This window comes from Amycolatopsis sp. SB7-3, assembly GCF_041021335.1.
In the GTDB taxonomy this organism is placed as follows: domain Bacteria; phylum Actinomycetota; class Actinomycetes; order Mycobacteriales; family Pseudonocardiaceae; genus Amycolatopsis; species Amycolatopsis japonica.
In genome coordinates this window covers 348,812-366,956 of sequence record NZ_JBFPJQ010000006.1, presented here as the reverse complement: position 1 = coordinate 366,956, position 18,145 = coordinate 348,812, and the positions used below count along the sequence as shown (strand labels likewise).

Annotated in this window: 21 protein-coding genes; 10 read left to right on the top strand and 11 right to left on the bottom strand. The window is 71.1% G+C overall.

Annotated features, from left to right (window positions below):
• Window positions 1–22 precede the first annotated feature (22 nt).
• The gene (def, locus tag AB8M46_RS34480) at window positions 23–523 is read left to right on the top strand and encodes a peptide deformylase (RefSeq protein ID WP_037343240.1); all 501 of its coding nucleotides are present in this window, start codon (window positions 23–25) and stop codon (window positions 521–523) included.
• A 64-nt stretch (window positions 524–587) separates the two neighbouring features.
• Here the strand turns inward: def and AB8M46_RS34475 are convergent, their stop codons facing one another.
• The 4 genes from AB8M46_RS34475 to AB8M46_RS34460 form a co-directional block, all read right to left on the bottom strand.
• On the bottom strand, window positions 588–1,673 hold the full coding sequence (locus AB8M46_RS34475; protein WP_394362912.1) for a GNAT family N-acetyltransferase: 1,086 nt from the start codon (window positions 1,671–1,673) through the stop codon (window positions 588–590).
• 95 nt (window positions 1,674–1,768) lie between these two features.
• Window positions 1,769–2,452 carry a VOC family protein gene (locus AB8M46_RS34470; RefSeq protein WP_394362911.1) on the bottom strand — a complete coding sequence of 228 codons (684 nt, stop codon included), beginning with the start codon at window positions 2,450–2,452 and terminating at the stop codon, window positions 1,769–1,771.
• 235 nt (window positions 2,453–2,687) lie between these two features.
• On the bottom strand, window positions 2,688–3,452 hold the full coding sequence (locus AB8M46_RS34465) for a maleylpyruvate isomerase family mycothiol-dependent enzyme (protein WP_394362910.1): 765 nt from the start codon (window positions 3,450–3,452) through the stop codon (window positions 2,688–2,690).
• Window positions 3,453–3,476: 24 nt separating this feature from the next.
• Window positions 3,477–3,959 (bottom strand): SAV_6107 family HEPN domain-containing protein, encoded by a 483-nt coding sequence (locus AB8M46_RS34460; RefSeq protein WP_007029300.1) that lies wholly within the window; start codon window positions 3,957–3,959, stop codon window positions 3,477–3,479.
• A gap of 221 nt (window positions 3,960–4,180) precedes the next feature.
• On the opposite strand from AB8M46_RS34460, the gene AB8M46_RS34455 reads away from it, so the two are divergent.
• Together AB8M46_RS34455 and AB8M46_RS34450 are read left to right on the top strand one after the other, a co-directional pair.
• Window positions 4,181–4,702, top strand: a complete 522-nt coding sequence (locus AB8M46_RS34455; protein WP_125737837.1) for a YbaK/EbsC family protein — start codon at window positions 4,181–4,183, stop codon at window positions 4,700–4,702.
• On the top strand, window positions 4,699–5,262 hold the full coding sequence (locus AB8M46_RS34450) for an N-acetyltransferase (RefSeq protein WP_016332697.1): 564 nt from the start codon (window positions 4,699–4,701) through the stop codon (window positions 5,260–5,262). Before AB8M46_RS34455 ends, AB8M46_RS34450 begins: the two co-directional genes overlap by 4 nt.
• On the opposite strand, the gene AB8M46_RS34445 is transcribed toward AB8M46_RS34450, so the two are convergent.
• The 3 genes from AB8M46_RS34445 to AB8M46_RS34435 all read right to left on the bottom strand — a co-directional run bounded on the left by AB8M46_RS34445 (window position 5,259) and on the right by AB8M46_RS34435 (window position 9,047).
• Complete coding sequence (locus AB8M46_RS34445) at window positions 5,259–6,140, bottom strand: DMT family transporter (RefSeq protein ID WP_394362909.1); 882 nt, start codon at window positions 6,138–6,140, stop codon at window positions 5,259–5,261. The two genes, AB8M46_RS34450 and AB8M46_RS34445, sit on opposite strands and share 4 nt — an antisense overlap.
• A gap of 294 nt (window positions 6,141–6,434) precedes the next feature.
• Window positions 6,435–8,120 (bottom strand): DUF885 domain-containing protein, encoded by a 1,686-nt coding sequence (locus AB8M46_RS34440; protein WP_394362908.1) that lies wholly within the window; start codon window positions 8,118–8,120, stop codon window positions 6,435–6,437.
• A 42-nt stretch (window positions 8,121–8,162) separates the two neighbouring features.
• The gene (locus AB8M46_RS34435; protein ID WP_037343226.1) at window positions 8,163–9,047 is read right to left on the bottom strand and encodes a methylenetetrahydrofolate reductase; all 885 of its coding nucleotides are present in this window, start codon (window positions 9,045–9,047) and stop codon (window positions 8,163–8,165) included.
• Window positions 9,048–9,167: 120 nt separating this feature from the next.
• Here AB8M46_RS34435 and merB point away from each other — a divergent pair, with 120 nt between their 5' ends.
• Window positions 9,168–9,845 carry an organomercurial lyase gene (gene merB / locus AB8M46_RS34430; RefSeq protein WP_394362907.1) on the top strand — a complete coding sequence of 226 codons (678 nt, stop codon included), beginning with the start codon at window positions 9,168–9,170 and terminating at the stop codon, window positions 9,843–9,845.
• On the opposite strand, the gene AB8M46_RS34425 is transcribed toward merB, so the two are convergent.
• Together AB8M46_RS34425 and AB8M46_RS34420 are read right to left on the bottom strand one after the other, a co-directional pair.
• The gene (locus AB8M46_RS34425) at window positions 9,842–10,147 is read right to left on the bottom strand and encodes an AzlD domain-containing protein (protein ID WP_378422443.1); all 306 of its coding nucleotides are present in this window, start codon (window positions 10,145–10,147) and stop codon (window positions 9,842–9,844) included. The genes merB and AB8M46_RS34425 overlap by 4 nt on opposite strands.
• Window positions 10,144–10,812: an AzlC family ABC transporter permease gene (locus tag AB8M46_RS34420; RefSeq protein WP_394362906.1), complete on the bottom strand. Its 669-nt coding sequence runs from the start codon at window positions 10,810–10,812 to the stop codon at window positions 10,144–10,146. The genes AB8M46_RS34425 and AB8M46_RS34420 overlap by 4 nt, the downstream gene beginning before the upstream one ends.
• A 47-nt stretch (window positions 10,813–10,859) precedes the next feature.
• Here AB8M46_RS34420 and AB8M46_RS34415 point away from each other — a divergent pair, with 47 nt between their 5' ends.
• The 5 genes from AB8M46_RS34415 to AB8M46_RS34395 all read left to right on the top strand — a co-directional run bounded on the left by AB8M46_RS34415 (window position 10,860) and on the right by AB8M46_RS34395 (window position 15,808).
• Entirely contained in the window at window positions 10,860–11,408 is a 549-nt protein-coding gene (locus tag AB8M46_RS34415) for a CGNR zinc finger domain-containing protein (protein WP_394362905.1), read from the top strand.
• A gap of 122 nt (window positions 11,409–11,530) precedes the next feature.
• Window positions 11,531–12,622, top strand: coding sequence for a polyprenyl synthetase family protein (locus tag AB8M46_RS34410; RefSeq protein ID WP_394362904.1), 1,092 nt, complete (start codon window positions 11,531–11,533; stop codon window positions 12,620–12,622).
• Window positions 12,622–14,097, top strand: coding sequence for a phytoene desaturase family protein (gene crtI, locus AB8M46_RS34405; RefSeq protein ID WP_394362903.1), 1,476 nt, complete (start codon window positions 12,622–12,624; stop codon window positions 14,095–14,097). Before AB8M46_RS34410 ends, crtI begins: the two co-directional genes overlap by 1 nt.
• On the top strand, window positions 14,094–15,023 hold the full coding sequence (locus AB8M46_RS34400) for a phytoene/squalene synthase family protein (protein ID WP_394362902.1): 930 nt from the start codon (window positions 14,094–14,096) through the stop codon (window positions 15,021–15,023). The genes crtI and AB8M46_RS34400 overlap by 4 nt, the downstream gene beginning before the upstream one ends.
• Window positions 15,020–15,808, top strand: a complete 789-nt coding sequence (locus AB8M46_RS34395) for an LLM class F420-dependent oxidoreductase (protein ID WP_037343216.1) — start codon at window positions 15,020–15,022, stop codon at window positions 15,806–15,808. Before AB8M46_RS34400 ends, AB8M46_RS34395 begins: the two co-directional genes overlap by 4 nt.
• A 59-nt stretch (window positions 15,809–15,867) precedes the next feature.
• Here the strand turns inward: AB8M46_RS34395 and AB8M46_RS34390 are convergent, their stop codons facing one another.
• The gene (locus tag AB8M46_RS34390) at window positions 15,868–16,428 is read right to left on the bottom strand and encodes a CGNR zinc finger domain-containing protein (RefSeq protein WP_394362901.1); all 561 of its coding nucleotides are present in this window, start codon (window positions 16,426–16,428) and stop codon (window positions 15,868–15,870) included.
• Window positions 16,429–16,450: 22 nt separating this feature from the next.
• On the opposite strand from AB8M46_RS34390, the gene AB8M46_RS34385 reads away from it, so the two are divergent.
• A complete protein-coding gene (locus AB8M46_RS34385; protein WP_394362900.1) occupies window positions 16,451–17,629 on the top strand; it encodes an MFS transporter in 1,179 nt (392 codons plus the stop codon).
• Here the strand turns inward: AB8M46_RS34385 and AB8M46_RS34380 are convergent.
• A complete protein-coding gene (locus AB8M46_RS34380; protein ID WP_125737847.1) occupies window positions 17,598–17,966 on the bottom strand; it encodes an Rv2175c family DNA-binding protein in 369 nt (122 codons plus the stop codon). The two genes, AB8M46_RS34385 and AB8M46_RS34380, sit on opposite strands and share 32 nt — an antisense overlap.
• Between the last annotated feature and the right edge of the window lie 179 nt (window positions 17,967–18,145).

Genomic DNA, 18,145 nt, shown 5'->3' with positions numbered 1-18,145 from the left:
CTGCGGAAAAGGACGTTCGAACATGGTGATGCGCGACCTGCGCTATTTCGGGGATCCCGTGCTCAAGACCGTATGCGACCCGGTCACGACATTCGACAAGAAGATCGAGTCACTGGTGACCGATCTGATGGACGGGGTGAAACCGGCCGGGCGTGCGGGGCTGGCGGCGCCGCAGATCGGGGTCGGGCTGCGGGTGTTCAGCTACGACGTCGGCGGGCTGAGCGGGTACGTGATCAACCCCGAGATCGTCGAACTGTCCGAGGAGACGCACGAGATCGGCGAGGGCTGCCTGTCGGTGCCGGAGCTGTGGTTCCCGGTGGTGCGCGCGAAGCACGCCGTGGTGCGCGGTGTCGACCTGCGCAACGAGCCCGTCGAGGTCGAAGGCGTCGATGTGCTCGCCCAGTGCCTGCAGCACGAGACCGATCACCTCGACGGCAAGCTGTACCTGGAGCGGCTCACCCCCGAGCGCAAGAAGCGCGCACTTGGCGAGGCGCGGGGCAAAGACTGGTTCTGGAACCGCTGACCTCGTCCCGCATTTCGTCCTCTGGATGCGGTGGTTGGTAACGCGAACTACCGCATCCAGAGGACTAAACGCGGGGGTCGGGGAGCGGGAAGCGCAGGGTGCCGGAGTCGCCGGCGACGCGTTCGGGGCGGAGCCCCACGCGGACGGCGGTGCGGTACAGGGAATCGTCGCCGGGCAGGCAGACGGCGGTGAGCTCGCGCTCCCCCTTGGCCAGGGCGAGCGTGGCGAGCCGGGCCAGCAAAGCCGTGCCGATGCCTTGGCGCTGCCAGGAATCCTCGACCAGGAGCGAGACTTCGGCCGCGCCGCCGTCGGCCGACGGGATCAGCTGACCGAGGCCGATCACGTCGCGGCCGCAGACCGCGAGCAGGCTGATCCCGCGCGGCGGCATCAGGAGCCGGTGCAGCCAGCGACGCGGTACGGCACGCATTCCGGTGTGATAGCGGTGGAAGAGCGTCGTCATCGAGCATCTCTGATGCAGCGCGGACACCGCTTCCGCGTCACCCGGGACTCCCTTGCGCAGGACGACCGCGGCGCCGTCGGGCCGGTCGAGCACGATCGGGCCGGTCACGTTGTCGCGGACGGCGGCGATCAGGCCGGTCAGCGCGACGGCGCGGCTCAATTCCAGCTCGACGAACGGCGACCACCGGCGGCGGGCGACGAACGCGGCGCCGTCCCCCGCGGGGAACACCGCCCGGTGCCCGCCTTCCGTGCGGGCCGGGTTCGACTCGATCGACGGGACCTTCGTGACGACGTCGGCCGCCAGGACACCGCGGAGCACCTCCGCGAGGCCATCGGGTTCCTCGACGGCACGTTTGGCCGCGGTGAGGGTCGCGGTGGCCGGATCGACCAGTTCCGCCAGATCGGCGTCGACGACGGCGGAGCATTCGCATCCTTCGTCGCGGATCGCGTCGATGAGCAGCTGCCGTGGCAGCCCGGTGGCCGGCCGCAGGACGATCTCGTCGAGCACGCCGCCGGGCACCGGCAGCACCGACAGCCCGAGGATGTTGCACTCGAGGTCGGCCAGCCGGATCGCGATCCTGGCCAGCGTGCCGGGCCGGTCGTCGACGCGGATCCGGACACGCCAGGCCGAAGCGGCCGCCGTCTCTTCGCCGGGATGGACCAGGGTGGGCCGGACTCGATAGGTCTCCATGGCCTCAACGGTCCCGGCCGGTTGTTGCCTGCCCACGGCGCGGGTGTTTCGCTCAGGTCAGCGTTCGACGCCGCCGCGCAACCGGGGCGAAACACTCAGCGGGGCGTGAGCACGCTGAACTCGTTGCCCTCCGGATCCACCAGGGACACGGCGCCTTGTCTCGCCGTACCGCGCCCTAGCGCGCCCAGCCCCAGCAGACGCCGGACCTCGGCCGCCCGGCTCCCGCCCGGCCGTGGCGCGATCTCGAAGCGCAGCCGGTTCCGCTCCACCTTGTCCTCTTTCGTAGCGAGGAACTCGACCCAGGGGCCGCGACCGTCCGGCGGCCGCAGGCCCACGATCGTCTCTTCCCGGACGCCGATCTCCCAGCCCAGCGCGGCCGCCCAGAACCGCGCGAGCCGCTCCGGGTCGAGGGCGTCGACGACGACCGCGGCGAGCGCGCCGGTGCCCTCGTACTGCTCTCGCGGCTCGAGGACGCAGAACTCGTTGCCCTCCGGATCCGCGAGCACCACCCACGGCACCCGTTTCTCCTCCGGCGGGCCTTGGCCGACGTCGATGTGCCGGGCGCCGAGGGACAGCGCACGGTCCACCAGCTCGGCCTGGTGCCCGGGCGAACGGCTCGCCAGATCCAGATGCAGCCGGTTCTTGCGGCCTTTGGACCGCGTTTCGGAACGGAACGCCGGCTCGAACGGCGCGTCCCAGCTGAACAGCCCTTCCCAGAAACCCGCCAGATCCCTGGGAAGGGCCGAATCGAAGACCAGGTTCACCAGATGTGCCACCACACCGTGAACCTAGACGGCACCACCGACACTTTCCTTGTCGTAGGTGAACCCGCGACCGCGATCGACGTCGGCAGGGCGCTCGCCGCTCAAGCACGTCACGCTAAGCGGAAGGGGCGCCCTGCCACCGCGATAGCGGGGCCTTCGGCCGGGCGGGTTCACGTGTTCGGTCGCTCTACAGGCACATCTTCAGCTCCGTCGACCCGCTCTTGACCGGTTTGGCTTCCCCACCGACCGGTCATCGGGTCGCGAGCCGCAGAAGGGCCCAGAGTTGTCCCGCCATGTCCTGGTCTCCGCTGACCGTCACCGCCGTCGGACCCGCCCGGCCCCAGAGCCAGCGGTAGATCTTGTCCGGCTTCCCGGTGATCAGATCGTCCGCGCGCTGGGCTTCCTCGGCCGAGCACCGCCAGGCGACCGTTTCCGTGGGGCCGGCCCTGGCGATCCAGGTGTGGCCCGCGGTGCGGACGCCGACGGATCCGGTCTTGGTGCCGGACAGCCCGAGCAACGGCAGCCGCTGCCCGAACCAGAGCACCAGGGCCTCGTCGATCCCATCGACCGCCACGTCTTCGGGGATCTCCGACACCTCCCGCCCGGCCGCGCTCTCCGCGTCGATCCGGTGGATCGTCGTCTCGTGCGCCATCCGGCGCCGCCAGAACCCGTAACTGCGGTCCGCAGGCCACCAGGTCGGCGCCAGTTCGTCCGGATCGTGCGCGGACAGCTCGGCGACGAGCTCGTCCCGGCCCTCGCAGAAGTACTCCTCCAGGGTCTGCCCCGGCCCCGGTTTGCGCTGCCAGTGCTCGGGACGCCGCCCGTCGGTGATCCAGCGACGGGTGACCCGGTACACGCTGCCCACGTGCCGGAGGACCTCACCGAGTGTCCAGCCGGGGCAGGTGGGGACCGGCGCGTCGGCGGACGCGGTGTGCGCCACTTGAGCCATCAACTCGGTTTCGGCGCCGATCACCTCCAGGAACCTGCCCTGGTCGATCATGGCCTGCCCGGCCATCGGGCACCCCCTCTCCGTGGAGCACTAAGCCACATGCGCCGAATCACCCATCGGCAGCCCGTGCACCACCCGTCGCACCAGTTCCAGGAACACCGTCGCGGCCCGCGTCAGCTCGTCCGCCAGTTCGACGGTGACCTTGCCGGTGATACCCGCCTGCGCGGCGGCCCGCGTCGCCGAGTTGGCCGCGAAGAACGCCGCCCATTCCTTCAGCTCGGGCGCGACGGAGTCGAGCAGCACCCAGCCGCTCGCCGGGCGGGCACGGCCCCGGTGCGGACGCCCGCGGGCCTCCAGTACCGCCGCGGCGCCCCGCAGCGCGGCGAGATAGGCGCCGATGAACCGCTCCGCGGGATCGTTTTCCCGCTCTGCTTCGGCGAGCCCCCGCCTCGCCTGCGCGTACAAGGAGACCGCCGCGGGTGGTGCCGGCGGGCGCAACGACATGGGCAGGGCGGGCTGCGCGGTGCCCCCCGGCCTCTCGGCTTCGTCAGGGGACACGACCGAAACGGACATGACGACCCTCCTCCTGTACGTGAGCGCCGGCCGGTGCCCGGCGCCGAGGCGCTTCCCCCGCCCCCGCGCCGGGCACCTACCGGTGCGCGCTCACCGAATGTCGAACGTCTGTTCGAACAACTCCAATGTAACCCCGAAGTGCCCACTTCTTCAACCCCGTAGCCGGGTGGTCGCCGCATGTGGTGCGGGACACGGCATCGGCCACGTGATCTCATAGGCGTATGAGCACCATCGACCATCCCTCGGTGGCCAAGGTCGCGGCCGCGCTCGCCGAGGCGGGCCAGCAGGCCGCCGCGGACGGGATCCGGATCCTCCCCGCCGAAGTCCGCACGGCCGCCCAGGCCGCCGAAGCGCTCGGTGTCGAGGTCGGCGCGATCGCGAACAGCCTCGTCTTCCGCAGCCGCACCGGCGACACCGAAACGGCCCTGCTCGCCCTGACCTCCGGCGCGCACCGCGCCGACACGGGTCTCCTCGCTTCGCTGACCGGAGCCGACGAGATCGGCAAGGCGGACGCGGATTTCGTCCGCGCGCACACCGGGCAGCCGATCGGCGGCGTCGCCCCGGTCGGTCACCCGAAGGCGTTGACCACCCTCGTCGACACCGCGTTACGCGCCCACGAAGTCGTCTGGGCGGCCGCCGGGCATCCGAAGTCGGTGTATCCCACGACGTTCGACGGCCTCGTGGCACTGACCGGGGGCACTCCCGCGGACGTCGCGGGCGACAGGCAGGATGGGCGCCCGTGACCGCGATGTCCTCGGAATGCACCCGCTACGTCCAGCTGTCCGCGGACGAGTTCCGCGCCCGGCTCCCCGAGGCGCTGACCATCTACGTCAACGCCATGCGCTACCCCGAAGGCACGGCGGAGCAACGCGCGCCGATGTGGCTCACGCACGCGCTGCGCGAAGGCTGGCGCTGCATGGCCGCGCTCGACGCGGACGGTGTCCTGCTCGGGCTCGCCTACGGCTACAAGGGCCGCGGCGGCCAGTGGTGGCACGAACAGGTCCGCCACGGCCTGACCCGTCGCGAGGGCCAGGCCGCCGCCGAGCACTGGATGTCCGACTACTTCGAGCTCACCGAGATCCACGTCAGTCCCGAAAGCCAGGGGAAGCGGATCGGCGAAGACCTCCTGCGACGGCTGCTCGACGGCGTGCCCAGCGCCCACGTCCTCCTTTCCACGCCGGAAGGCACCAGCCGGGCCTGGAACCTGTACCGGCGCGTCGGATTCGTCGATGTGCTGCGGGACTACCACTTCGCCGGGGATCCGCGGCCCTTCGCGATCCTCGGCCGGACGCTGCCGCTCTAGGGCCTGGAATACGCCACGGCGAGCGCGGCGATGAGCACCACCGCACCGCACCAGCCCACGGCACCGAGCCGTTCCCCGAGCACGGACATGGACAGGAGCGCGGCGGTCAGCGGTTCGAGCAGCGCGGACAGCGCTGCCAGCACCGGATGCGCGCTTTCGAGACCCCGGAAGTACGCGGCGTACGCCAGCGCCGTGGGCACGACGCCGAAGTAGACGACGAGCGCGAGCACGTCGGCCTGCATCGGCACGGCCATCCCGAACCACAACGCGGCGGGAGTGAGCGCGGCGCCACCGATCAGGCAGCCGAAAGCCGTGGTGGGCAAGGGATCCAGCCCCTCGACGCGGGTCGCGGTCACGAGTGTCAGCGCGGCGAACCCGGCCGCGGCGAGCAGAGCGAACAAAACACCGGCGACGTTGACTTCCTGCCCTGGTGTCCATTGCAGCAGCGCGAGCCCGGCGAGCGACCCGGCCAGGGACACCGCCGTCCACGCTCCGGGCAGGCGGCGGGTTTTGACGACCGTCGTGACGGCGAGCAGCACCGGCGCGCTGCCGATGGTGGTCATCGTCGCGACGCTCACGGAACTCAGCGAGACCGAGGCGAAGTAGCTGGTCTGGAAGAGCGCGAACAACCCACCGACCGCCAGGAGGCGGCGACGGGCCTGTGGCGTGAGGGGAAGGCCACGAAGGCCTCCGGTGAGCCAGAGGTAGCCGGTGGCGATCACGCCGCCGATGAGCAGCCGGTACGCGGCGACGCTCAGCGGATGGAGCCCCGCCCGGGAGGCGAGCAGGGATCCGGCGAGGCCGCCGGTCCCCCAGAGGACCCCGGCGAGGACGAGCGCGGCCGACGATCGGGCGCGCGTGGGTACGGCAACGGACATGGGGAAACGCTCCTGCGTCTGTGTCTGTCGGAAAGGACGTCGACGACGCGGGGTGCTTCAGTGCAGCACGGATCGGCCGGGCGGCTGGAACGCCGCGCGGCCGGAGACACCCCGCTCAGGAGGCGGGGGGTGGGGTGACGAGAAAGATCCGGTGCACGCGGGGAACGTATCAAGGCCGCGGCAGCTGGGGCACGTGAATTACGGCACGCGGAGGGCCAGATGTCATGAAAGGGCCGTTCCTGACATTTTTCGTCAGGAACGGCCCTTTCATGACATTCGAGGAAGGGCGGCGGTTCAGTCGAGAGCGGCCAGCATCTCCCGCAGCGTGTCCAGCCCCATCCCGCCGAGCGCCAGCGCCCGCGTGTGGAACTGCTTGATGTCGAACGCGTCGCCCTGCCGCGCGCGGGCCTCCTCGCGGGCGGTGAGCCAGAGCCGTTCGCCGAGCTTGTACGACGGCGCCTGCCCCGGCCAGCCCAGGTAGCGGTCGATCTCGTCGTGCACGTGGGCCGGGTCGGTGACGGTCCGGGTGAGCATGAACTCCAGGCCCAGCTCGGGCGTCCACCGCTCGCCCTCGTGGAAACCGGTGCCCGCCGGGATCTCCAGTTCCAGGTGCATGCCGATGTCGACGATCACCCGCGCGGCGCGGAACAGCTGCTCGGACAGCATGCCGAACAGCTCGCCGTCGTCGGCGAGGAACCCGAGGTCCTCCATGAGCCGCTCGGAGTACAGCGCCCAGCCCTCGGCGTGCCCGGAGGTGAACGCGAGCAGCCGCTGGTACTTGTTCAGCGACTCCGACTGGTCGACCGCGGTCGCGATCTGCAGGTGGTGACCCGGCGCGCCCTCGTGGTAGACGGTGCTGACCTCGCGCCAGGTGGTGAACTCGTCCCGGCCCTGCGGCAGCGACCACCACATGCGGCCGGGGCGGGAGAAGTCTTCGCTCGGGCCGGTGTAGTACGCGCCGACGGTGCCGCCGGGCGGGGCGATCTTGCACTCCAGCGCCATCACCCGGTCGGAGATGTCGAAGTGCTTGCCGCGCAACGACTTCAGCGCGTTGTCGGACAGGTTCTGCATCCAGGCCTGGAATTCCGCCCGGCCACGCACGATGTACTTGGGGTCGGCGTCGAGGGCGGCGGCCGCCTCGGCGAGGGTGGCGCCCGGTTTGATCCGGCCGGCGACCTCGCGCATCTCCGTTTCGAGGCGGGTGAACTCGGCCCAGCCCCAGGCGTAGGCCTCGTCCAGGTCGAGGGTGGCGCCGGTGAACACGCGGGACCACAGCTGGTAGACCTCTGCGCCGACCGCGTCCTTGACCGGCGCCAGCGGGGCGAGTTCGGCGCGGAGGAAACCGGCGAACTCCGCGTACGCCTCCTGGGCGGCGTGAGCGGCCTGGCCGAGTTCGGCGCGGAGCTTCTCGTCGACGTCTTTCGCGCCGGAGACGAGGGTCTCGAAGAAACCGGTCTCGTCCTTCAGCCCGGCCCAGGTTTCGGCCTGTTCGGCGACCTTGCCGACCTGCCGCAACGCCGCCACCCGGCCGGCGTCCGCGGACGCGAGCAGCGAGGTGCGGAGACCGTCGAGCGCTTCGGGCACCCTCGCCATCCGGGCGGCGATGGTCGCCCAGTCCTCCGCGGTCTCGGTGGGCATGAAGTCGAAGACCATGCGCAGTTCCTGCACCGGGCTTTCGATCACGTTCAGCGCCGCGATGTCGAGGCCCGCTTCGTGGATTTCGAGGTTCAGCGCGATCCGCTCGCTGAACACGGCCTTGGCCGCGCGTTCACCGTCGTCGACCGGTTCGGCCGCGGCGATGTCGGCCAGTGCGCGCGCGGCGATCGCGGCCCTGGCCGCGTGCCCGGCGGGCGAATAGTCGGTCAGCTGGTCGTCGTATCCGGAGATACCGAACGTCGTCGCGGCGACCGGGTCGGCCGCGGCGTACTCGTCGACGTACCGGTCACAGATCTCGTGCACACTTCGCGCGGTTGAAGCCATGACCGGCACGCTACCGGGATCGCGGGCGACTTCGGTACGGAGTTACGCCCGGGCGGGGACCAGCCCGAGCCTGCTGACCACCTCACGCGTGGCCTTGGACCGGTTGAACGTGTAGAAGTGCAGGTCGGGGACGCCTTCGGCGATGAGCCGCTCGCCCAGTTCGGTCACCGCGTCGATACCCGCGGCGCGGAAGGCCTTCGGGTCGTCGGCCAGCGGCTCCAGCCGGTCCAGCAGCCGCCGCGGCGCGGGCGCGCCGGACAGCTTGATGGACGTGTGCAGCGTCCGCGGCGTGGTCAGCGGCATGATGCCGGGGATGACCAGTGCCTCGCAGCCGGTGGCCGCCACCCGGTCACGCAGGCGGAGGAAGTCTTCCGGTTCGAAGAAGAGCTGCGCGATCGCGAAATCCGCGCCCGCGCGCAGTTTGCGCACGAGGTACTCGGTGTCGGCTTCGAGGTTGGCCGAGCGAGGGTGGCCGTACGGGAAGGCCGAGACGCCGACGCAGAAGTCGCCGAGCGAACGCACCAGTTCGACGAGTTCCTCGGCGTAGTTCAGCCCGTCCGGATGCGGGACCCAGTCGCCGTAGACGTCGCCCGGCGGGTCGCCCCGCAGCGCGAGGATGTTCCGCACGCCGACGGCGGCGTACCAGCCGATGACGTTGCGCAGTTCCGCGACCGAGTGGTTCACGGCGGTGAGGTGCGCCATCGGCACCAGCGTGGTTTCGGTCGCGACGCGGGCGATGCTGCGGATCGTGCCGTCCCGGCTGGAGCCGCCCGCGCCGTAGGTGATCGACATGTACGCCGGGTCCAGCGGCTCGAGTTCCCGGATCGACTTCCACAGCACGGCCTCGTCGGCCGCGTCCCGGGGCGGGAAGAACTCGATGGAGAACACGGGTCCATCACCCTGCAACCGCTCGACCACCGACGTCATACGGCCATGTTAAGGGGGAATGTCCGCTGGCTGGGAGCCCCCTCTCAGGCTATGGGCGTACGAGCGGTTGCCGAGCGGAGCCCGCCTGGGGAGACTCGGTGAGGAGCACAGGGAGCCGCCATGAGCGCCGAAACCGACACCAGCTGGGATGAGGACGTCCGCGTGGCGGTCTACCGCGCGTTCGCCGAGCACGGGAGGCCGCCGACGGCCCCGGAACTGGCCGACGCCGCCCACGGATCGCTCGCGGTGGCGAAACAGGCGCTGCACCGGCTCGCGGAGCGGCGCCATCTCGTCCTCGACGAATGCGAGCACGTCGTGCTGGCGCATCCGTTCGCGGCGATCCCGCTCGGGTTCTCCGTGATGGGCGAGCGCACGTTGTGGTGGGGTGGCTGCGCGTGGGACGCGTTCGCGATCCCGCATCTGGTCAAGGGCGAGCCCGAGGTGCTGGTGTCCACCCGCTGCCGCGGCTGCGGCGAACCCCAGGCGCTGATGGTGAACGACCGGACCCCGCCGAAGGGTGATCTGGTCGCGCATTTCCTCGTCCCGGTGGCGCGGATGTGGGACGACGTCGTGCACACCTGTGCCAACCAGCGCCTGTTCTGCGGCGAGTCCTGTGTGGACGAATGGCTGGCGGAAACGGGGCAGGACAAGGGTTACGTCATGGATCTGGCGACGCTGTGGCGGCTCGCGGCCGGCTGGTACGACGGCAGGCTCGACCACGGCTACACCCGCCGGGAACCTGCCGCGGCGGCCGCGTACTTCGAGCAGGCCGGGCTGAGCGGACCGTTCTGGCGTTAGACGAGGAATCGCAGCACTGCTGTGACGACCACGCCGCAGAGGATCGCGGCGAGCACCGGCGCGCGCAGCACGTACGTCACCGCGATCGCGGCCAGGCCGGCGCAAAGCGTCCAGTCGAGCCCGGACCAGGCCGGACCGGTCACGTCCGTGAGCACGAGCCCGGCCAGCAGCGCGGGCGCGAGCAACGCGATCACCCCCGCGAGCCGCGGCGGCAGCGTGCGGTCGCCGAGCAGGACCGGTCCCGCCGCCTTGAACCCGATGCTGACCAGCGCCACCAGGACGATCGCGAGCCAGAGCGTCATCGCCGCACCCCCAGCCCGAGCAGCGCGGCGGCCGAAGCGCCGATCAACGCGAGCCCGACCGGGACGAACAGCACCAGGATCCCGGCGAGGCAGGCGGCGAGCACCGCGGTCAGCACCGCCTGGCGTGACCGGCGCAGTTCGTCGATGAGCAGGACCAGGAAGAAGCCGGGGAACACGACGTCGAGCCCGAACCGTGAGACGACGTCCGGTGGCGGGGCGGCCAGCACCCCGAGCACCGTCCCCAGCACCCACGCGGGCAGCTGGACGAGCGTGCAGCCGATGAGTTTCTCGCGGTCGAAGCGTCCTTCGCCGAGGTGGGCGGCGACCCATGAACCGTCGACGACGGCTTGGCCTTCCCACGCGCGGCGCAGGCGGCCGCCACGCAGGTCGGCGGCGACGGCGGCGCCCATCGGCAGGAACCGGGCGTTGATCAGGGCGGCCGCGCCGACCGCGACCGCGAGGTTGCCGCCGCCCGCGAGCGCGGTGGCCATCGCGAACTGGGCCGAACCGGAGAACACCACGATCGAGGCGACGATGGGGGCGGCGATCCCCCAGCCGAGGGTCTGGCTGTACGCGCCGAAGGTGACACCGAGGACGAAGGTCGCGACACCCAGTCCGAGCCCGACACGGGCGCCGGCCAGATAGTTGTGCCGGAGCGTTGTCATGGTTCGACCCTAACAAGCTAAACTCGTTTTGACCATTAGGAGGATGCGTGGACGGCCATTGGGACGGGTACGACAGCATCGGCGGGAGCGTGCCGTTGGACCTGGTCAACACCGTTTCCTGGCGGCGCGATCCGGCCCGGCGGGAAGACCGGCTTTCGGCTCCGGAACGGCTGTCCGAGTGGGTCGTCCTGGTCGGCGCGGGCACCGAACGGCTGGAGATCTCCGAAGCCGTCCTGGAGGCGGTGAAAGACTTCCGCGAGACGCTGTATCGCGTGCTGACGTCGGATCCGCCGGACGTCACGGTGCTGCGCAACCCGCTGCTGGCGGCGTACCGGCACGCCGAACTCCCGCCGTCCCTGCCGCTGCGGTGGCAGGTGCCACTGGTGGACGACACCGCGTTGCCGCACTTCCTCGCGTTGGCGGCCGAGGACCTGCTCCGGTCCGGGGAGCTGGAACGGATCCGGGAGTGCGAGGGCCCCGGCTGCGGCTGGATCTTCACCGACCACACGCGCAACCGGTCGCGGCGCTGGTGTAGTTCGTCGGACTGCGGGAACCGGGCGCGGGCGAAGCGGCACTACGACAAGACCCGCGTTTAGTCCTCTGAATGCGGTCCTTGCGCGTGCAACTACCGCATTCAGAGGACGGAATGCGGCGAGTTCCGCCACATTCGAAGGCACCCGACTGGGTCACGACGACGTCCTTCCCGGAGGATGTGCTCATGGACACGTCCGCCTACGACGCCGATCTGCCCGCCCACGTCGAGCGGGCGCTGGCCGGATTCCTCGAGCGCGCCGGTGCCGAAATCCGCCGCACCGAGCCGACGGTCGGGGCCGGGATCGACGCGCTGGCCGGATTCGTGCTGGGCGGCGGCAAACGCCTGCGCCCGACGTTCGCCTGGTGGGGCTGGCGCGGCGCGGGCGGCGACCCGGGCGGGCCGGACGTCGAAGGTGTCCTGCAGGCGGTGGCGAGCCTGGAGCTGATCCAGGCGTGCGCGCTGATCCACGACGACCTCATCGACTCCTCCGATTCGCGCCGCGGTGCGCCGACGGTGCACATCGCGGGCGCCAAACTGCACGCCGACAGCGGCTGGCTGGGTTCGCCGAGCACGTTCGGGCTCGCGACCGCCGTCCTGGTCGGCGATCTCGCGCTGGCCTGGGCCGACGACATGTTCGGCGAGGCCCCGCTCCCGCCCGCGGCCCTCGCGGCCGCGCGGCCGGCGTGGCGCGCGATGCGCACCGAGGTGCTCGCCGGGCAGTACCTCGACGTCCGCACCCAGGCCACCGGCGACGCCTCCCCCGAGGCGGCGCTGCACATCTGCAAGCTCAAGACGGCCGCGTACACCGTCCAGCGCCCGCTGCACCTCGGTGCCGCGCTCGGCGGCGCCGACGACGCCCTGATCGCGACGCTGCGCGAGTTCGGCGACGAGGTCGGCGTGGCGTTCCAGCTGCGGGACGACCTGCTCGGCGTGTTCGGCGACCCGTCGGTCACCGGCAAGCCCGCGGGTGACGACCTGCGTGAGGGCAAGCGGACGCTGCTGGTCGCGCTGGGTCTCCAGCGTGCGGCCGAACAGGGCAAGGACGCGGCGGCGAAGGTCATCTCCGACGCCATCGGCGACGCGCACCTGTCCGAAGACGCCGTCGAGACCGTGCGCGAGGCACTGCAGGACGTCGGCGCCGTCGACGCGGTGGAACGCCGTATCGACGAGCTCACCGACTCCGCGCTGGCCGCGCTGGACCGCGCCCACCTGGCCGAACCCGCCCCCGCCGCACTGACCGGGCTGGTCGTCAAGGCGACCCAGCGGACCTACTGATGCGCACGGTCACCGGTCCGAGTGACCACGTGGTGGTGATCGGCGGCGGGCTCGCCGGGCTGTCGGCGACGCTGCACCTGCTCGGCGCCGGACGCCGGGTGACCCTGCTGGAGCAGGACAAGACTCCCGGAGGGCGGGCCGGGCAGGCGGATCTCGGTGGCCACACCGTCGACACCGGCGCCAGCGTGCTGACCATGCCGGAACTGCTCGACGAAGCCTTCTCCGCCGTCGGCGAATCCCTGGCGGACAACCTCACGCTGACCCGCCTCGACCCCGCGTATCGCGCGCGATTCGCGGACGGGAGCACGATCGCCGTGCACACCGAGGCGGCGGCGATGGAGGCCGAGATCCGTGAGGCCGCCGGTCCGGCCGAGGCCGAGGGCTACCGGCGGCTGCGGCGCTGGCTGACCGAGCTGTACGCGGTGCAGAAGGACCACTTCATCGGCGCGAACTTCGATTCACCGTTCGATCTCGTGCGCCCGGAGCTGGCGAAACTGGCCGCGCTGGGCGGTTTCGGACGGCTCGGCCCGAAGATCGGCGGGTTCCTGCGCGACGACCGGGTGCGCCGGCTGTTCTCCTTCCAGGCGCTCTACGCGGGGCTCGATCCGGCGCGCGCGATCGGCGCGTACGGCGTCATCTCCTACATGGACACCGTCGGCGGGGTCTACTACCCGTCGGGTGGGATGGGCGAGATCGCGCGGTCGATGGCGAACGCGGCCGAACGCGCCGGCGCGGAGCTGCGCTTCGGCACCGAAGCCGCTTGGCTGGAAAGGGTTTCCTCGCGCGTGCGCGCGGTGCGGACCCGCACGGGTGAGCGGATCCCTTGCGACACCGTGGTTCTCGCGACCGAACTCGGCACCGCGTACCGGCTGCTCGGTGCCCGCCCCCGGCGTCCGCTGCCGCTGCGGTACTCGCCGTCGGCCGTCGTGTTGCACGGGCACGCGCCGAAAACGTGGCCGGATCTGGGCCACCACACCATCTTCTTCGGCCATGCCTGGGAGAAGACGTTCTCGGAGATCATCCGCGAGGGCAAGCTGATGAGCGATCCTTCGCTGCTGGTGACCCGGCCGACGGCGACCGACCCGGCCCTCGCCCCCGGCGGCGACCAGGTGATCTCGGTACTGGCCCCGGCGCCGAACCTCAGCCGGGGCAAGATCGACTGGCGCCGGGTCGGGCCCGCGTATCGCGCGGAGCTCCTGCGCACGCTGGAAAACCGCGGCCTCACCGGCTTCGCCGACGACTTTTCCGTCGACGAGATGATCACCCCGGCGGGCTGGGCGGAACGCGGACTCACCGCGGGCACGCCGTTCTCGCTCGCGCACACCTTCGCCCAGACCGGCCCGTTCCGGCCGGGGAACCTGATGCGGGCGGTGGACAACGTCGTGCTGGCAGGCTGCGGGACCACGCCGGGTGTCGGCATCCCGCCGGTGGTGATCTCCGGCAGGCTCGCGGCGGGAAGGGTCACCGGCCGATGAGCGAACTCGACGCGGCGGGCATCACCGAACCGGCGTTGCGGGCCGCGTACACCGAATGTCGCCGCGTCAACGCGCACTACGGCCGCACCTTCTTCCTCGCGACCCGACTGCTGCCGCCGCGGACGCGGCCGTTCGCGCACGCGCTGTACGGCTTCGCCCGCATGGCGGACGAAGTGGTCGACAATCCCGCGCCCGGCACCGATCCGGCGGTCGCGCTGGACGACGTCGCCGCGATGGTCGCGCAAGTCTTCGACGGTGACACGCCCGCCGATCCGGTGCTGACGGCGCTCGCCGACACCGTGCGGCGCCACGGCCTCGACCGCGACCTGTTCGACGCGTTCCTGCGGTCCATGGCGATGGACCTCAAGATCACCGAGTACGCGACCTACGCCGACCTGCGGGAGTACATCCACGGTTCGGCCGAGGTGATCGGCCTGCAGATGCTGCCGATCTTCGGCACCGTCGTCCCGGTCGAGGAAGCCGTACCCGGCGCCGCCGCGCTGGGCGAGGCGTTCCAGCTGACCAATTTCCTGCGCGACGTCGGCGAGGACCTCGACCGGGGGCGGCTGTACCTGCCGACCGAAGAGCTGGCCGCGTTCGGCGTCGACCGTGAGTTGCTCGAATTCTCCCGCGCCCGCGGCCTGCCCGACCGGCGGGTGCGGCGCGCGCTCGCCGTCGCGGTGGCCCGCAACCGGGCGGTGTACCGCCGCGCCGAAGCGGGCATCCCGTTGCTGCGTGAGGAATCCCGCGACTGCGTGCGGACCGCGCTCGTGCTCTACGAAGGCATCCTCGACGAGATCGTGGCCCTCGGGTACGACGTGCTGAACACCCGCGCGGTCGTCCCCCGCCGCCGCCGGCTGGGTGTCGCTCTGCCGAGGCTGTTGGCGAGCAAGTGGAGCAACTCCAGGCTTAGGCTGCGATCATGACTTCTGCTTCGAACAGGAAGATCCGGATCGGCGTCCAGCTTCAGCCCCAGCACGCCGAGTACAAGGCGATCCGCCGGGCGGCTTCGGAGGCCGAAGACCTCGGTGTGGACATCGTCTTCAACTGGGACCACTTCTACCCGCTCTACGGCGAGCCCGAAGGACTGCACTACGAGTGCTGGACCATGCTGGGCGCCTGGGCGGAGTCGACGTCGCGGGTCGAGATCGGCGCGCTGGTGACGTGCAACAGCTACCGCAACCCCGAACTGCTCGCCGACATGGCCCGCACCGTCGACCACATCTCCGACGGACGGCTGATCCTCGGCATCGGCTCCGGCTGGTTCGAGAAGGACTACGACGAGTACGGCTACGAGTTCGGCACCGCGGGCGGGCGGCTCGACAACCTGGCCGAGGCGCTCCCGCGGATCGAGAGCCGGTTCGGCAAGCTGAACCCGGCGCCGACCCGCAAGATCCCGGTGCTGATCGGCGGTGGCGGCGAGAAGAAGACGCTGCGCCTGGTCGCGAAGCACGCCGACATCTGGCACGGCTTCGGCGACCCTGAGGTGGTGGAGCGCAAGGTCAAGATCCTCGACCAGCACTGCGCCGACGTCGGGCGCGACCCGAAGGAGATCGAGCGTTCGGTCGCCGTCGACGGTGAGCCCGAGGAACTCGGTCCCAAGCTGCTGGACCTGGGTGTCTCGCTGTTCACCGTGGCGACCGGCGGGCCCGACTACAACCTGGACAAGCTGCGGTCCTGGATCCAGTGGCGGGACAAGCAGCAGTCCTGACCCGCTCGCAAATGTCATGAAAGGGCCGTTCAGGACGTTTCTTGTCCTGAACGGCCCTTTCATGACATCCGGGACCGATCGCGACGGTGAGCCGCCACCCGCTCCCGAGTGGCGCACCGCGTCGAGCAGTACCGCCGCGGGCTCCCGCCACCCAAGTGCGCGAACGGCTTCCCACAGCCCGAAGCAGCGCATAACCCGCCCGGCGGCGCCTGACGGTCCGCCAGCAGCACGGCCAGCGCCAGCGCGGACGACGTCACCAGCCACGCGCCCCACGGCCCGTCGTCGTCGGAGTCCACGTGGAGATGCCAGCCGAACCCGTCGGCGTGATCGGTCAACCGCGGCGGATGCGCGTAGCGGGCCAGCAGCCGGTTGAGCACGTCGGCCGCCTCCGCGACATCCCGCGCCGCGAACACCTCCCGCAGCTGCGAGGCCGCCTCGCGCAACGACGCCACATCCGACGGCGCCAGCTCGACCGAGGTCTCCCCGTGCGCTTCCAGCACGGCACGGACCGAGGAAGCCGACGGATCCGGTGCCAGCAGCACGACCATCAGATCCACCGCCCGCTGCGCCGCCGCCCGCGCCGACCGGCCGGGCAGGAGATCCCGCTGCGCTGAAGTCATATCCCACTGTAACGTCTCAGCTATGAGAAGCCGTTACAGGCTCGCCGTCTACCTGACCGGCGCGACGGTCGCCAGGACCGGCGACGAGCTGTCCGGGCCTGCGTTGCTCCTGCTGGGACTCAGCGTCGACGGCTCGGCCGCCACCGGATCCGCGCTGCTCGCGGGCCTGACGATCTCCGCGGCGGCGGGCGGGCCCCTGCTCGGCGCCCTGCTCGACCGCAGTCCCCGGCCGGGACGGCTGCTGGCGTGGGCGCTGCTCGCGTACGCGGGCGGGCTCGGCGCGGTGCTCGCGCTGGTCGAACTCCCCGCGGCGATCGTGGTGGCCGTCGCGGCGGGACTGCTCAACCCCGCGTTGGCCGGCGGCTGGACGGCGCAGCTGCCGCAGGTCCGCGGCGGCACACCACTGGAGCGGGCGAGCACGCTGGACGCGATGACGTTCACCGCCGCGAGCCTGGCCGGGCCGGGACTCGCCGGGCTCGTGGCCGCGTACGCCGGCGCCCCGGCCGCCGTGGCGCTCGCGATCACGCTGGTCGCGGCCGCCTTCCCGGCGGCATGGTCGCTGCCCGCCACCGAAGCGAAGCCCACGAGACCGATCCGCCGTCAGCTTGCCGACGGGTTCGCGGTCCTCTTCCGCAACCGCGCGCTGCTGCGGGCCACGGCGACGTCCACCGTGTCCTTCGTCGGCATCGGGATCGCCGTGGTCTGTTATCCGCTGCTCGGCGCCCAGCGACTGGGGAACCCGGGGTTCGGCGCGCTCCTGCTCACCGTGCTGGCCGCCGCGTCACTGGCCGCGAACGCCGTGCTGGCCCGCAAGCCACCGCAGCCGGATCGCACCGTGTTCGCCAGCACCGTCCTGCTGGGCGCGAGCTTCCTGCTCGCGGCGGCAGGCCACGGCGTGGTGCTCCTGCTGGCCGCCGCCGTACTCGCCGGATTCGCGGAAGGACCCCAGCTTTCGGCACTGTTCGCCATCCGGCATCGCGAAGCGCCCGCGGCGGTACGGGCTCAGGTTTTCACGACGGCGGCGAGCGTGAAGATCACCGGACTCGCGGTCGGAGCCGCGGTCGCGGGGCCGTTGAGCGCACTCTCCGTAACCGCCGCGCTGGGTGCCGCGGCGGGATTCCAGCTTCTCGCGGCTGCGACGTATGTACTGGTCAGAACGTCCGGGCGGACTAGAACGCCATCGCCTGCGCGCGCCGTTTGACCTCGGTGCCGTGGCTGGTGCGGAGCGCGTTGACCGGGGTGATGCCGGGCAGGGTCTCGTCCTCGGCGAAGAGCCAGCGCAGCATCTCCGTCCGGCTGAACCCGGAGTCCGCGAGCACGGTGATGGTGCCCGCCAGGCCCTTGACCACGCCGTCCTTGACCAGGAACGCGGCCGGGACGTACAGCTCGCCCTTGCGCCGGACGGCGATCAGGTGGCCGTCGCGCAGCATCTGGCGGACCTTGTTGGCCGAAACGTTCAGCGCGGTCGCGACCTCCGGAAGCGGGAGAACGGCCACATCTGCATCGAGAACGTCGTCGGCGACGGGAATACCACTCACAGGTGACACTGTGCCACATTCCGTCTCCCCCTCCGTTAGTGCGCATGGGTGACGGCCACGAGTCATGACGGACAGTGCCCGCATGGTCACGGATACCGCCAATTCGACGAAATGCCGGGAATCGTGATCCCCGGCGACCCAGGTCCCGTACACCAGAACATGGGTACTTCCGTACGATC

Coding starts and splice junctions, on each gene's coding strand:
- merB (WP_394362907.1), top strand. CDS start 9,168: ATGAGCGCCGAAACCGACACCAGCTGGGATGAGGACGTCCGCGTGGCG.
- AB8M46_RS34425 (WP_378422443.1), bottom strand. CDS start 10,147: ATGACGCTCTGGCTCGCGATCGTCCTGGTGGCGCTGGTCAGCATCGGG.
- AB8M46_RS34390 (WP_394362901.1), bottom strand. CDS start 16,428: ATGACTTCAGCGCAGCGGGATCTCCTGCCCGGCCGGTCGGCGCGGGCG.
- AB8M46_RS34455 (WP_125737837.1), top strand. CDS start 4,181: ATGAGCACCATCGACCATCCCTCGGTGGCCAAGGTCGCGGCCGCGCTC.
- AB8M46_RS34395 (WP_037343216.1), top strand. CDS start 15,020: ATGACTTCTGCTTCGAACAGGAAGATCCGGATCGGCGTCCAGCTTCAG.
- def (WP_037343240.1), top strand. CDS start 23: ATGGTGATGCGCGACCTGCGCTATTTCGGGGATCCCGTGCTCAAGACC.
- AB8M46_RS34440 (WP_394362908.1), bottom strand. CDS start 8,120: ATGGCTTCAACCGCGCGAAGTGTGCACGAGATCTGTGACCGGTACGTC.
- AB8M46_RS34445 (WP_394362909.1), bottom strand. CDS start 6,140: ATGTCCGTTGCCGTACCCACGCGCGCCCGATCGTCGGCCGCGCTCGTC.
- AB8M46_RS34465 (WP_394362910.1), bottom strand. CDS start 3,452: ATGGCCGGGCAGGCCATGATCGACCAGGGCAGGTTCCTGGAGGTGATC.
- AB8M46_RS34475 (WP_394362912.1), bottom strand. CDS start 1,673: ATGGAGACCTATCGAGTCCGGCCCACCCTGGTCCATCCCGGCGAAGAG.
- AB8M46_RS34400 (WP_394362902.1), top strand. CDS start 14,094: ATGAGCGAACTCGACGCGGCGGGCATCACCGAACCGGCGTTGCGGGCC.
- AB8M46_RS34385 (WP_394362900.1), top strand. CDS start 16,451: ATGAGAAGCCGTTACAGGCTCGCCGTCTACCTGACCGGCGCGACGGTC.
- AB8M46_RS34420 (WP_394362906.1), bottom strand. CDS start 10,812: ATGACAACGCTCCGGCACAACTATCTGGCCGGCGCCCGTGTCGGGCTC.
- crtI (WP_394362903.1), top strand. CDS start 12,622: ATGCGCACGGTCACCGGTCCGAGTGACCACGTGGTGGTGATCGGCGGC.
- AB8M46_RS34435 (WP_037343226.1), bottom strand. CDS start 9,047: ATGACGTCGGTGGTCGAGCGGTTGCAGGGTGATGGACCCGTGTTCTCC.
- AB8M46_RS34460 (WP_007029300.1), bottom strand. CDS start 3,959: ATGTCCGTTTCGGTCGTGTCCCCTGACGAAGCCGAGAGGCCGGGGGGC.
- AB8M46_RS34410 (WP_394362904.1), top strand. CDS start 11,531: ATGGACACGTCCGCCTACGACGCCGATCTGCCCGCCCACGTCGAGCGG.